9 protein-coding genes are annotated in these 13,882 nt (G+C 51.8%); all 9 read left to right on the top strand.

Annotated features, from left to right (window positions below; translation table 11 throughout):
• Positions 1-130 precede the first annotated feature (130 nt).
• Positions 131-325: a cbb3-type cytochrome c oxidase subunit 3 gene (locus ACG2E4_RS00780; protein ID WP_395260706.1), complete on the top strand. Its 195-nt coding sequence runs from the start codon at positions 131-133 to the stop codon at positions 323-325.
• Positions 322-939: a cbb3-type cytochrome c oxidase N-terminal domain-containing protein gene (locus tag ACG2E4_RS00775; RefSeq protein ID WP_395275416.1), complete on the top strand. Its 618-nt coding sequence runs from the start codon at positions 322-324 to the stop codon at positions 937-939. Before ACG2E4_RS00780 ends, ACG2E4_RS00775 begins: the two co-directional genes overlap by 4 nt.
• 400 nt (positions 940-1,339) lie before the next feature.
• The gene (gene ccoG, locus ACG2E4_RS00770) at positions 1,340-2,803 is read left to right on the top strand and encodes a cytochrome c oxidase accessory protein CcoG (RefSeq protein ID WP_395260710.1); all 1,464 of its coding nucleotides are present in this window, start codon (positions 1,340-1,342) and stop codon (positions 2,801-2,803) included.
• A gap of 297 nt (positions 2,804-3,100) precedes the next feature.
• Positions 3,101-3,577: a FixH family protein gene (locus ACG2E4_RS00765; RefSeq protein ID WP_395260712.1), complete on the top strand. Its 477-nt coding sequence runs from the start codon at positions 3,101-3,103 to the stop codon at positions 3,575-3,577.
• 108 nt (positions 3,578-3,685) lie between these two features.
• Positions 3,686-4,336, top strand: a complete 651-nt coding sequence (locus ACG2E4_RS00760) for a sulfite exporter TauE/SafE family protein (RefSeq protein ID WP_395275415.1) — start codon at positions 3,686-3,688, stop codon at positions 4,334-4,336.
• A gap of 457 nt (positions 4,337-4,793) precedes the next feature.
• The gene (locus tag ACG2E4_RS00755) at positions 4,794-6,224 is read left to right on the top strand and encodes a Gfo/Idh/MocA family oxidoreductase (protein WP_395275414.1); all 1,431 of its coding nucleotides are present in this window, start codon (positions 4,794-4,796) and stop codon (positions 6,222-6,224) included.
• Positions 6,225-6,636: 412 nt separating this feature from the next.
• Entirely contained in the window at positions 6,637-7,656 is a 1,020-nt protein-coding gene (locus tag ACG2E4_RS00750; protein WP_395260717.1) for a LacI family DNA-binding transcriptional regulator, read from the top strand.
• A 204-nt stretch (positions 7,657-7,860) separates the two neighbouring features.
• Positions 7,861-11,598 carry an FG-GAP-like repeat-containing protein gene (locus ACG2E4_RS00745; RefSeq protein WP_395275413.1) on the top strand — a complete coding sequence of 1,246 codons (3,738 nt, stop codon included), beginning with the start codon at positions 7,861-7,863 and terminating at the stop codon, positions 11,596-11,598.
• A gap of 70 nt (positions 11,599-11,668) precedes the next feature.
• Positions 11,669-13,480, top strand: a complete 1,812-nt coding sequence (locus tag ACG2E4_RS00740) for a hypothetical protein (protein ID WP_395275412.1) — start codon at positions 11,669-11,671, stop codon at positions 13,478-13,480.
• Positions 13,481-13,882: the final 402 nt, after the last annotated feature.

The following is a 13,882-nucleotide window of genomic DNA, read 5'->3' as shown; positions in this document are numbered from 1 at the left end:
CGCGTTCGGTCAGGAAGAGACCAAAATCCAGGATTTGACGTGACATTGGTACGAAATCAACTTGTGAACATAAATTGAATATCTGGCTGGGATGCTCAGTGTCACAGCTGGCCAAAAGCAATACAACATCATGTATAAAGAAGTTCTCAGATCTATAGAGGGTATCGGTATCTTTCCCAGTATTTCGCTGGTGATTTTTTTCGGTTTTTTTACCTGGCTGGTAATCTGTCTGCTGAGGAAGGGAAACAGCCACTGGGAGGATGCCGCCCGTCTGCCTCTGGAAACCGACGAAGAAATTGAAACCCAATATCAAAAAGGATCATGAAAGTATTTGACGACGAAAAGGATAAGTTGCTGGATCACGAGTATGACGGAATTCGTGAGCTCGACAATCATAAGCCGGTTTGGTGGCTCTGGTTGTTTTATTTCACCATTGCGTTTGGGGTGGGCTACCTGCTCTACTACCAGGTGCTCGGGTGGGGCCCCACCCAGCACGAGGAATACCAGCAGGAGGTAGCGGCGGCTGAAGCCCGATTCGGAACTCCTGAAGAGGAGGGCGATCCGGTTGAGGAGTTTTCCTGGACCATCAGTACCGATCAGGAGGATATCGCCGCGGGAAAGGCACTGTTTGATAATCCCGGTCAGCTCTGTTTTACCTGCCACGGCAACCAGGGGCAGGGCATGGTGGGGCCCAACCTGACGGACGAGTACTGGATGCACGGCTGTACGCCCAGGGATATCGCCGCGAGTATTATTAACGGATACCCCGATATGGGAATGTTGCCATACGGCAGCGGCACGAAGCTGAGCAACGAGCAGGTGCAGCACCTGGTCAGCTACATCGCCTCATTGCAGGGGACCGACCCCCCGGACGCGAAAGAGGCGGATATGAGCCGCACCCAGCCGTGCCAGGAAGGTCCGCTGAGCTCAGGTTCGTAATCAGGGCTCGACTAAATCTCCCCTTAAGGGGAGATGATAGATTTGAGTTATTCCTCAAATCTATCTGAGGGGTGTCGGAAGTTTCATGCATGATACCTGACACCTCCCGCCGAAATTCCGAAAACACACGGAATTTCGGCACCCTCCTGAAGGAGGGATTTGAAAGCGCCTTGTTTGCTTAGCAGTTTCTTATATCGAACTGAGGTTATTTCACATAATGAAAATGATCTGTAGCTAACATTTGGATATTATTCGAAACGGCTACGAAATTTGATCATGTGATGAGTTGAAGTTAAAATAGTGCAAACAGGCCTAGTGAATAATCCGGATTAATAGAGTCTTTGCTGCCACATTAGAATAAGTAGCGAGATCACAATTTACAGTACTTCAAAAGAAGCAGATGGCACGATCAGATGACATACGCAACAGCCGGGAATCCTTCCGGGATCACCTGTCTACCGTCGATGAAGAGGGCAGGCGAAACTGGATTTTTCCCAAAAAACCGAGCGGTCGGTATTACAAGGCTCGGAATGTCGTTGCCGTAATATTGCTGCTGTTCTTCTTTTCGGCCCCGTTTATCACGGTTAACGGGCAGCCGCTGCTGTTGCTGAATATCCTGGAGCGCAAATTTGTGTTTTTTGGGGTGGCGTTCTGGCCGCAGGACCTACACCTGCTGGTGTTCGGGGCGCTTTCCATTGTGATATTCATTGTGCTGTTTACCGCGGTTTTTGGAAGGTTGTGGTGTGGATGGGCCTGCCCGCAGACCATCTTTATGGAGATGGTGTTCCGGCGAATAGAGTACTGGATTGAGGGCGACCGTGGTGCGCAAATCCGGCTGGACAGGGCGCCCTGGAACTGGACTAAAATCTGGAAAAAGACGCTTAAGCACGGGATTTTCTTTGGTTTGGCCTTTATCATATCAAATCTTTTTCTGGCCTACATCATCGGGGTGGATGAACTGTATGTCATTGTCACTGATCCGCCTTCAGAGCATATCGCCGGGCTTTCAGCGATGATCATCTTCAGCGGCGTGTTTTACGGGGTGTTTGCATTTCTACGGGAGCAGGTCTGTCACTTTATTTGCCCATATGGGCGTATGCAGTCGGTATTGCTGGACAACAATTCCATCAACGTAATGTACGATTACGTGCGCGGCGAACCCCGGGGCAAAGTGTCGGAGCGCGACGACATTGGCCGGAAAGCGACGCTCGGGGATCTCGGGCTCAGCCCCACCAGCTACGGAGATTGTATAGACTGCAAGCAATGCGTGCGCGTGTGTCCGATGGGAATTGACATCCGCAACGGCACCCAGCTGGAGTGCGTGCACTGCACCGCCTGCATCGATGCCTGCGACGAGGTAATGGACAAGATCGACAAGCCGCGCGGGCTTATTCGATATTCTTCTGAAGAAGCGATAAAAGAGGGCAAGAGCAGGATTCTTACGCCCCGCGTGGCGGGATACAGCGGCATACTGGTGGTGTTGCTGGGTATTTTTGTTACTCTGCTTAGTATGCGTCCGGATACTGAAACCAGCATTCTGCGCCAGCCGGGTACGCTCTACCAGGAGCTGCCAAACAACCGGTACAGCAACATTTATGAAATCAGGGCGATCAACAAAACCTTTGAGGAGATCGACTACGAGGTGCGCCTGCGTCAGCCGGAGGGAGAGCTCTCGGAGCTGGGAGATATCAGCGCTATTCCGGCCCAGGGTTCTGCGCAGGGTCGGCTGTTGGTCACGCTTGACGGGAACCAGCTGAATGCGGCATCGACAGAACTGGTGTTCGATGTCTATGCAAACGGTGAAAAGGTGGAAACGGTTACTTCAGGATTTATCGGACCAGGTTCGGAAGGGAATCAGGAATGAAAAATGAAGAATTAAGAATTAGAAATGATTTTAAATAGCGTGGCCTTGGTATTCGTGAACCGCCCGGAGTAAATGAAGCAAAGGCGCGATTTAGTTATCTGTTACTGGTTATTAGTTGGCGAGTATTGACGACTAATAACTAATTCCTAATAACCGATAACTAAATTAACAGACGGTGACTTAATACGCAGTGAGCCTTATAAGTGATATCGGAAATCTATAATCGATGCTTCACAATATGGTACGAGCGGGACGCTCGCACCTGTTCAAAGGAAATCTGTAATTGAAAATTGGAATATGAGCCAGCAACCTGGTAACAATCAACAAAAAGTCTTCTGGAACTGGGGAAAAGGCCTTGCGGTCGTCATCGCCCTGTTTGTGATTACGACCCTCGGCGTGGTGTTTTACCTGGTGAGTCTGGACTACTACATGGTCAGTGAAAACCATTACGAGCAGGCGGCCAAATACCAGCAGCAGATTGATCGTATCGAACACGCGCGGTCTCTTGAAAATTCTGTCAGGATCAGCCAGACGGAATCGCGGGAGATACACATTCAATTTCCCGCGGCACAGCTATCGCTGAAACCCAAAGGTACAATCCGACTTTACCGGCCCAGCAATTCCAGCCTCGATCACTCAGTTAGCTTGTCGCTTGACGCGGATGGTAAACAGCTGATTTCGACCCGAAGCCTTGCAAAAGGGAAGTGGTTGGTTCAGGTTACGTGGCAGTCGGGGGAGAAAGAATATTTCGAGGAAGAATCCATTTTTCTTTAGTATTTAACGGATCAAAAGATACCGACCGCATGTTTTTCAATAACCTCTGCGGAGAACAAAACCGAAGCGAGACTAACTTTCAACCCGTAACATAAAACAAAGCCCTGCATGGAACTGTGGACCGCCTTCACGATCGGCCTGTTTGGGAGTTTCCACTGTGTGGGGATGTGTGGGCCCATTGCAATGGCACTGCCCGGTTCCGGGGCAGGGATGGCCGCCGAACTGACCCGGAAAGGGATCTACAACCTCGGGCGGATTCTTACCTACAGCCTGCTCGGGGGCGTAGTCGGGGGAGCGGGGCAGGCCGTTTCTCTTGCCGGTCTGCAGCGACCGCTCTCCGTTTTTCTTGGCATGCTGATTATCGCAGGCGCTTTTCTTCCCGTGATCTCTTCCGCCGGAATACAGCGCATCAAGCCTGTTCAGCGGTTTTTCGACTGGCTTCGGCAAAAGCTTAAACAGCAGATGAGCCGGCGTGGAAACAGTACGATGCTGGTGACAGGAATTCTCAACGGGTTGCTGCCCTGCGGGTTTGTGTATGTCGGGTTGGCGTCCTCGCTTACCACGGAGTCGGTTATCGGCGGAATGAGCTATATGGCGCTGTTCGGCCTCGGTACCTTCCCCGCGATGATGTTGATGGCGATGGCTCCAAATTTGATCAGCCTGAGGCTGCGCCGGCGTATCAACCGCGTATTGCCCTGGCTGGCGGTGGCCCTGGGCGGGTACCTTGTTTTTCGCGGTTTGGCGATGGGAGGAGTTTGACCCGTTTGCCGGAAAGCAGCCAACTCCGGTGTTATGCACAGGACTGCGCCGGGAATTGTCCCAAGGGCCCATTAGCAAACACGGGATGGATAAAATTGTCTTTTTAAAAATTAACTAATACTTTATAATCAAAGTAACCGGTTAATTAGCGATAGGGTTCGACTGCTGCAAGGTGGTCGGGCGGGTTGTTGGGAACCGGTAACGGATCGATGACCGGGGGTCATGGCTATCGGATGGAAGGCACAAAACCGGTATTTATTGGGATGATGAAGGGCTGCGGTATCATGCACTCCTCTTTTGTATTCCTGAAACACTCCGGCTTGTATTGGTAGATTTATAAAAGGTTTTGGGATCAGAGGGTTGTATCCTCAGCCGAATGTTTCGGCGTGCAGAGTATACAGCCTTAACGGAAGGTTTAAACAACACATAGTTAATAATCAAATGACGGGATATTCATATGTCACAAAAAAAGTTTACACGTAAGGATTTCTTAAAAAGTACAACCGGAGCTGTTGCCGGGTCCATGCTTGCCACCCCGGCGGGGGCGTTTTCGAAAAGTCCCCAAAATCCGCAAACCCAGAAAAAACGGATCGCCCTGGTAGGTACGGGAATCCGGGGTATCACGTTCTGGGGGCGGACCATTCGGGAACGGTACGGCGATATCATCGAATTTGTCGGCCTGTGTGATATCAACCCGGGTCGCCTGGAGTATGGTAAAGGTTTTATCGGGGCCGACTGCCCTACCTTTACCGATTTTGATGAGATGATGGATACGGTAAACCCGGATATGCTGATCGTCACAACGGTGGATGCCACGCACCACCAGTTTATCATCGGGGCCCTTGAGCGGGATATAGACGTGCTTACAGAAAAACCGATGACCACGGACGAAATTAAATGCCAGCGCGTGCTGGATGCCGAGGCCAATTCTGAAGCCGAGGTCATCGTGGGCTTCAACTACCGGTACAGTCCGCATCACACCAAGCTAAAGGAGATGCTGGTGAACCGGCGGGTCGGCAAAATCACATCCGTCGATTTTCACTGGTACCTGAATGTCTATCACGGGGCCTCCTATTTCCGTCGCTGGCACGGAGAAGAATCCAGTGGCGGAACACTGCTGGTCCACAAGGCCACGCACCATTTCGACCTGCTGAACTGGTGGCTCGACTCCGATCCCGTTGAGGTGTACGCCGAGGGGGCGCTGGAGCACTATGGAAGCAATCATCCGTTCCGTGGGAACAAGTGTCGAACCTGTCCCCATAAAGACAAGTGCCGATTTTACTGGGATATTACCCAGAACGACACCTACATGGACCTGTATGTGGATAATGAGCACCACGACGGCTATATCCGGGACAACTGTCTCTGGAGGCACGAAATCGATATATACGACAAGATGTCTGTCCAGGTTGAGTATGCAAATAACGTTCAGGTGAACTACTCGCTTACCACGTATTCACCGTATGAAGGTATGAAGATCGCTTTCAACGGATTTGACGGCCGGATTGATGCATGGCACGGCATCCCGTGGAGAGAACAGGAAAAAGTGAGCCAGGCCGAGCTGCACAGCCAGGAGATGTCCCAGGACGAGATGGACGAGGCAACCGACTATGAAGAGATCATGGTGATGGATAACTTCAGCAGCAAGCATGAGCAGATCAAGGTGTTCCAGGAGAGTGGCGGGCACGGCGGTGGAGATATTCGCCTGCAGAACCAGATTTTCCGCAACACCGATATGGATGACCCCCTGGGTCACTCTGCCGGCAGCCGGGATGGTGCCATGTCAATACTGGTGGGTATTGCAGCTCGCAAGAGTATTGAATCCGGCAAACCGGTTCGCATAGATGATTTGACGTCGCTCACGCCGCATCCAACCCGCGGAGCCTGAGCGAATCACTTACACATGCTGGATACATCCGTTCGAGGCATTGCACAGGCTCATTGCAATGCCTCGACTTTTTACAGGGAACTTTTCAGAACCTTCTGCTTTGCAGGGGCCCAACGATCTCGCAGGCGGAACTGCAGTTCCTCACAATGACGAGTCGAGGGTTTTGCAAAGAGCTCATATTTACATAGGGAAAATGACACGGCGGTGAATTCCGGACCTGGAATCACGTCAATGTATGTTTTGAAGGCAGCGATTTTACAAAGATAAAAACTGGAACTGTATTAATATTAAAAAAATACCTTTTTTAAAGAGCGTTGAAGAGCTCAACAGGGAGAGCTTGGATCTGCATCAAAAAGGTAAAAGCAGGCGGACTTTCTTTTATTTGGCGTTATTAATCTTAAGATAATAACCAATGAAAAATGTACGGTTAAAAGACATCGCAAAAAAACTGGATCTCACCAAGGTGAGTGTCTCTAAAGCGCTGCGCGATCATCCGGATATATCTGAAGAAACCAGGAAAAAAGTAAAAGAGATGGCAGACAAGATGGGGTATCGCCCGAATCTTGTGGCACGTTCGCTGACTTCTCAAAAGACCAATACCATTGGCGTTATCGTCCCCAAAATTGCCCATACCTTTTTTTCCTCGGTCATCCAGGGGATTTACCAGGCGGCCCTGCGGACAAAGTACGAGGTGATCCTGGGAATCTCCATGGAGGATCCCGAGCTGGAGAAAAAACATATAGAGTCGATGCTTAATATGCGGGTGGAAGGGCTCTTGGTTTCCATATCTGAGCGAACAAAAGATATGAAAACGTTCGAAATGGTACATGATATGGGGGTGCACCTGGTATTTTATGATCGCGGATTTATTAGTGACAACTTTAGCTATATAAAAGTGGAAGATCGGGGCGGGGCACGCAGAGGTGTTTTGCACCTGATCGAACGGGGATATAAAAAAATTGCACATCTTTCGGGAATTCTTGAAGTGGATAACGGGCAGGATCGCAATATTGCGAAAATTGGCCAGGAGCGGTACCTGGGATACCGGGATGCCATGGAGGAGGCCGGTTTGGAATTCGATGAGAATGCGGTTGTAGAAGGGGCATATGGCGAGAAGGATGGCTACGCCGCGATGGGTCGGCTGCTGGAGCAGTACGGCAAGCCGGAGGCCCTTTTTTGTGTCACCTACCCGGTCGGTATCGGAGCCCTTCGGTATATGCAGGATCACGGCATCGATTCCGGAGAATTTCCTATTCTTACCTTTGGCGGAAGCGAGTATAATCAATATTTGGCGCACCCGTTTATCTGTATTGATCAACCTTCGTTTGGACTCGGTGAAAGCGCGTTTAAACGGCTGGTTTCGGAGATCGGTGCAGAAGAAGAGATCAAGCCGGAAGTCATTACACTGCCGGCCGATAAAATTATTGGATAAGCTGCCGTGGAAGAATGGTGATGAGCGACCGGGGATGAATAGTATACCGAAGACAGCGACCATTCTTTCTTTTTGAACGAGCCTCTCAGAATTTATCGAGAATATTTTAATTTGTAACATCTGATATATCAGGTTAAGCTTTTGTAGTGACTACCAGAAAAGCCCCCCGGATTTGAAGATTGCCATATCAAATATTGAAAGAATATGCTTGATCTATTGAGAAACAAAAGACTGCGTTCTCTGCGATATATAATCGGAGTGCTAGTTGCCGGTTTACTGGTTGCCGGCTGCAATCGTTCCGAAGAACTACAGTGGCAGCAGGAGGACGGCTACCGTTGGGCGGAGCCTGCCACCGGTTTTTTTGAGAGTGGAGAGGTCGGGTTTACTGAACTCGCTTCCTCTGAAACGAATATCACTTTTTCAAACGATATAACTGAACAGGAGCTTTCGGACAACCGCCACTACCTGAATGGATCCGGAGTCGCCGCGGGAGATGTGGACGGCGACGGGCGGGTCGATCTCTACTTTGCGGGACTGAAAAACCCGAACAAGCTGTACAAAAACCGGGGAAACATGCAGTTTGAGGATGTGACTGAAGCCGCCGGTGTTGCCCACGAAGACCACTACTCCACGGGTGCCGTTTTTGCAGATGTCAACGGCGACTCGCACCTGGACCTGCTGGTGACCTCTATCTATAAGGATATTGCGCTCTACATCAATGACGGGGATGGCAATTTCACGCTCGAAGAAAACAGCGGGTTGGGCCCGGGGCAGGGCAGCACCACCATGACCCTGGCCGATATTGACGGCGACGGGGACCTGGATCTCTACGTGGCAAAATACAAGGAGAAATCGGTCAAGGATATCTACACAACCGAAGAGCTTGATTGGAATACCATCCTGAATGAACCGTATAATGAGCAGCAGCAAACCGGTCCCTATACCCTGGTCCCCCCCTTTGATGAGCATTACGAGATCTTTATGGATGAAGAGAACCGCCTGGCGGGCCTGGCGGAAACCGGGCAGGAAGATGACCTCTATCTAAACCAGGGAGGAACCTTTGAGGATGTTGCCGATACGCGCCCGGTGTTCCTGGATGAGGAGGGAGCTCCCTACGGGCTGCAGCCCGACTGGGGACTAACGGCCAAGTTCCAGGACCTGAACGGGGACGGGCTGCCAGACCTGTATGTCTGCAACGACTTTTTTACCAAAGACCGGGTATGGATAAACCAGGGAGAGGGTGTATTCCAGGCGATATCCCGCAACGCCATCCGCAATTTGAGCTTCGCCTGCATGGGCGTCGATATGGCCGATATCAACCGCGACGGGGAGCTCGATATTTTCACGGCCGAGATGCTCAGCTCTGAACACAGCGAGCGGCTGCGCCAGGTGGGCTCCGACGATCCCAATCCCGATGACTACAGAAACACGGAAGCACGCCCCACCAACAATCGAAACTCGCTGTACCTGAAACGGGAGGATGAAACCTATGCGGAAATCTCGTACCTGAGTGGAGTGGAGGCCACCGGCTGGTCGTGGGATGCCACTTTTTTGGATATCGATCTGGACGGCTATGAGGATCTGATCGTTAATAACGGGTACCTCTATCATATCCTGGATATGGATGCACAGATCGGGATGATGCGGAAAGGTCGGAATATGGATGAGCATTTTACCGAATTCATGCAGGGGGCCCCGGACCTGGAGCTGCAGAACAGGATTCTGATGAATAACGGCGACCTTACGTTTCGGGACCAGAGCACGGATCTCGGATTTGTGGGAGCGGATATTTCCCACGGCATGGCCGTGGCTGATCTCGATAATGACGGGGCGCTCGACCTCGTCATGAACCGCATGAACGAGGAGGCGGGCGTATATCAAAATAATACGACACGACCGCGTATTGCGGTCCGATTAATCGGGGAAGCCCCCAATACCCAGGCTATAGGAGCAAAAGTAAAGCTGGAGGGGGGACCGGTCGTTCAGCAGAAAGAGATCTCCTCGGGAGGAGACTACCTTTCAGGATCAGATCCGTTGGTGGTGTTTGCGGCCGACCCTGAAAATACCGATCACCGCCTGACGATTACCTGGCCGGATGGCACAGTAAGTCGTATTGACGATATACATCCCGACCGGATATATGAGATTGAGGAATCCGCGAGTGAGCGCGTTAAACCAGGAAGAACCGACCCTGAAGCTGCTCCACCATTATTTGAGGATGTTTCCAGCCGGATTGGTCACCGCCACCACGAAAATGATTTCCAGGATTTTCAGCTGCAGCCGCTGCTGCCGATCGGCATGAGCAAGCTGGGGCCCGGTATTTCGTGGATCGATATCGACGGGGACCGGGACGATGAGCTGCTGATAAGTTCGGGTCAGGGAGGGGAAACCGCTGTATATGATAATACCGGTGACGCCGCGTTTCGTCAGTTGACGGTTAATGAGTTGAGCAGCACAGCGCCCGGCGACCAGACCGCTGTTGTGGGGTGGGAAGGGGAGCACGGCGTACGGCTTTTTACCGGGAGCGCAAACTACGAGCAGGGCAAGCTCCGGGTGCCGTCGGCGTACCAGTACCAGGTCAACGGGTTGACGGATGTCCGCCGGGATTCCCTGCCTGACAATATCTCTACCACCGGCCCGCTGGCTGCGGCCGACTACGACAACGATGGGCAGGTGGACCTCTTTGTGGGGGGACGCTTCGTCCCCGGACACTACCCGATGGATGCCCCTTCCCGGTTGTACCGGAACGAGCAGGGTACAATGGTTCTGGATAGACAGAATTCCCGAACCCTGCAGGAGGCGGGACTGGTAACGGGGGCTGTCTTTACCGACATCGACCGCGATGGAGACCAGGACCTGGTGCTGAGCCGGGGATGGGATTCCCTGCTGCTCCTGGAAAACCAAAACGGTGTCTTCACTGATGCCACGGAACGGTATGGGCTCGACGAATACAAGGGCTGGTGGCACGGCATTGCCACGGGAGATTTTAACAACGACGGCAAGCCCGACCTGGTTGCCACGAACCGGGGACTCAACAGTTCGTACCAGCTGGAGATGGGCAAGCCGCTCCGGCTCTATTTCAGTGATTTTAACGGCGACCAGTGGGTGGAAATAATTGAGAGTTATGCTTCAGCGGAAGGGGAGTACGTACCCAGAAAACGGCTCTTTAACTACGGGTCGGTTCCGGCCATCGCCAATCGCATCCGAAGCCATGAGCAGTTTGCCAACACGACGTTGAGAGAACTTTTCGGGTCCCGGCTTCAAAATATCCCCTACAAAGAAATTAATACCCTGCAGCATACCCTTTTTCTCAGTTCAGAGAACGGGTTTGAAGCCCACCCGCTCCCGATGGAAGCCCAGTTCAGCGTGGCTTTTCACGCAGGAGTGGCCGACATGGACAACGACGGAAACGAAGATCTCTTTTTGAGCCAAAACTTTTTCGCGTTTCCCCGGCAGGTACCGCGGCAGGATGCGGGAAGGGGACTGTGGCTCAAAGGTGACGGAGAGGGTGGCCTGCTACCGGTCCCGGGAAGTCGCTCCGGCATCAGGATTTATGGGGAGCAGCGCGGCGCGGCATTCAGTGATTTCAACCGCGACGGCCGGGTGGACCTGGCCGTATCCCAAAACAGTTATGACACCAGGCTCTACGTGAACCAGACCGAAAACAGGGGGTATCGAGTCAGCCTGGAAGGCCCCCCGGAAAACCGGGATGGTATCGGTTCCGGCATTCGGCTGGTCTACGCGGGACGGGAAACCAGGGGACCGCTGCGAGAAATACAGGCGGGTTCCGGCTACTGGTCGCAAAACAGCGTGACCCAGGTGATGGGAGCCGAAGCGGAGGCGGAACAGATCGAAATCCACTGGTACGACGGCCGTATCCAGACTGTGAACATTGAAGATGGAAAATGGGACTATATCATCTCATATCCCGCTGACAACTGATTGCGCGCTGGTTCAGCAAATAAAACATTGGTTCCAAAATGTGAATTGTGGCTCCAACGAAAAGACAGGCATGAATATAAATAAAGGATTTGTAGCAGTTCTGTATATATCCATACTGCTGTGCAGCACGGGATGCTCGCAGGAAAAAGCGGTGGTACCGGCTCCGCTTTCACCTGAACAGCCGGTCAAGGGATGGATGATCTTGTCGGACAATGAAGAGGAGGGGCTCTACGTTATCGAGAATGCGGATCGATATGATATCAACCACCTGCAGATTTCGCACCACGTCATTCACTCGTTGCGGCATGTCCGTGATGACAGGCGCCGCCGAATAGCCCGTAGGTTTACGGACGCCGCTCATAAACAGGGAATACAGGAGGTGGTTTTCTGGGACCGGGCGCTGCACAATATGGATTACTATCCCGATCGATTCAAGACCGGCCCGGACAGTACGCTTAACCTCGACAATCCCGAATTTTGGGATTGGTTCAAGAACGATTACCGCCAGCTGCTTGACCTGGCCCCGGACATCCAGGGCTTGATTTTGACGTTTATTGAGACGGGCGCCCGGGTGGAGGATCAATATTCCGAGAAGATGACAACCAACCACCAGAAGCTGGCGGCCGTCGTTAACGCCGTGGCCGACGTAGTTATCGAGGAGCGCGGGATGAACCTGTATGCCCGCACGTTTTCCTACACGCACGAAGAGTACGAAAACATCGTGGGTGCGATCGAGCTTTTTGACCACCCGGGCATACGGTTAATGATGAAAGAGACGCCCCACGATTTTTTCCTGACCCATCCCAATGATTTTTTTGCCGGAACAATTGACCGCCCCACAATTATGGAGTTTGACCCCACGGGGGAGTTCAACGGGCAGGGAATCATCGCCAACACCTGGCCAGGACACATACTGTACCGCTGGAGCGATTTGTTGGAAAGAGATCACATTATCGGCTATGTAGCCCGAACCGACCGCTACGGCGACACGCGGATTGTCGGTCGACCCACGGAGATCAATCTGTGGGCGCTTAAACGGTATTTTGAGGATCAAAGTCTTACTGCCGATGATATTTACGAGGAGTTTATATTCATGCGTTATGGGGAGGAGGCGTATCCCCATATCCGGGCGGCGTTTGAGAACGCCTTTGATATCATCACGTCGGTGCTGTACACGCTGGGCACCAACACGGCAAATCACTCCCGCCTCAACTACGATCCGTACAGCTCACACTGGGCGCGGCACGTCTCCGGAAAATGGCTGGATCCACCCATCGCAAAAGTGGAGCACGGGGTGAACAAGGAGTTTCACTACTGGAAGGATCTGGTAAACACGCTGGCTCCGGCCTGGGCTAAAAAGGGAGGCACACAGCTCGAAGAGATATCCTGGGTCCTGGAAAACGGGTGGCTGGATGAAAGTGAAAATATGAACGAGACCTATCTCGACCATATCATAACGGAGAAGGAGTACGGCATTCGGTTGGCGGAAGAATCGCTTCGTCACATCGAGAAGGTGGAGTCGCTGGTTCCGGAAACGGAATATGAGAAACTGTATCAATACTTTGAACGAACGCTGCTGACCGCTCAACTTCACCGCCAGGTGGCGGCCGCCTATTTTGGGTTCCGGATTTATGCCCGCGGCGAAGAGTTCCGAACCGAATCACTGATGAATGAAACGAGGGTGGCCCTAAAACAGATTCCGGAGATCGCTCAAAAAATTAAAATGTATCCGCATGAAGTGCAGGTCGGACAATGGAATTGGAGAGAGGACGCTGACCAGGCGATCTGGTATTATACCACTATTACCAAAGAAGGGTGGCCGGAGGAGGCCCACGGTATACCGGTGAGCTACGCCGGACAGACTTTTCCCCTTAATAAATAGACGTTCACCTGGCAGGGTACTTATTTTTGGGTGATCAATAAATGAACAAGGGAAAAAGATGGAGAAGCCCAAAAGAGAAAAGTTTGTTTCCCCGGTTGAGGCGTTCGTTTTTGTTCACACAAAAGGAAAAACTCTGCCACGGGAAGGGACTATTAGGTTTTTGAGGAAGGAAGCCTTACATAATGCTGGCAGACATTCCTTGAGACCGGTGATATGCTCGCTACCCGCTGTACTATCTGGGAAAGGGGCTCATTTACCAGGTTTTTACCTTTATCGGAAAAATTGTTTGCGAATTCTTATTAATTTATTTAATTAACGAGACCGACACACAAGCGAATGCCAAGAATAAAAAGGACTTCGCATTCGCCTGCTCAGGGAAAAGGGAAGGAAAGACGCTGCAGA

Source organism: Halalkalibaculum sp. DA384 (genome assembly GCF_043951955.1).
Lineage (GTDB): Bacteria > Bacteroidota > Rhodothermia > Balneolales > Balneolaceae > JAMQKA01.
This window is presented reverse-complemented; position numbering and strand designations above follow the sequence as displayed.

Excerpts from the sequence above, each read along its gene's own strand:
- ACG2E4_RS00780 (WP_395260706.1), top strand. The coding sequence starts at position 131 with ATGTATAAAGAAGTTCTCAGATCTATAGAGGGTATCGGTATCTTTCCC.
- ACG2E4_RS00775 (WP_395275416.1), top strand. The coding sequence starts at position 322 with ATGAAAGTATTTGACGACGAAAAGGATAAGTTGCTGGATCACGAGTAT.
- ccoG (WP_395260710.1), top strand. The coding sequence starts at position 1,340 with ATGGCACGATCAGATGACATACGCAACAGCCGGGAATCCTTCCGGGAT.
- ACG2E4_RS00765 (WP_395260712.1), top strand. The coding sequence starts at position 3,101 with ATGAGCCAGCAACCTGGTAACAATCAACAAAAAGTCTTCTGGAACTGG.
- ACG2E4_RS00760 (WP_395275415.1), top strand. The coding sequence starts at position 3,686 with ATGGAACTGTGGACCGCCTTCACGATCGGCCTGTTTGGGAGTTTCCAC.
- ACG2E4_RS00755 (WP_395275414.1), top strand. The coding sequence starts at position 4,794 with ATGTCACAAAAAAAGTTTACACGTAAGGATTTCTTAAAAAGTACAACC.
- ACG2E4_RS00750 (WP_395260717.1), top strand. The coding sequence starts at position 6,637 with ATGAAAAATGTACGGTTAAAAGACATCGCAAAAAAACTGGATCTCACC.
- ACG2E4_RS00745 (WP_395275413.1), top strand. The coding sequence starts at position 7,861 with ATGCTTGATCTATTGAGAAACAAAAGACTGCGTTCTCTGCGATATATA.
- ACG2E4_RS00740 (WP_395275412.1), top strand. The coding sequence starts at position 11,669 with ATGAATATAAATAAAGGATTTGTAGCAGTTCTGTATATATCCATACTG.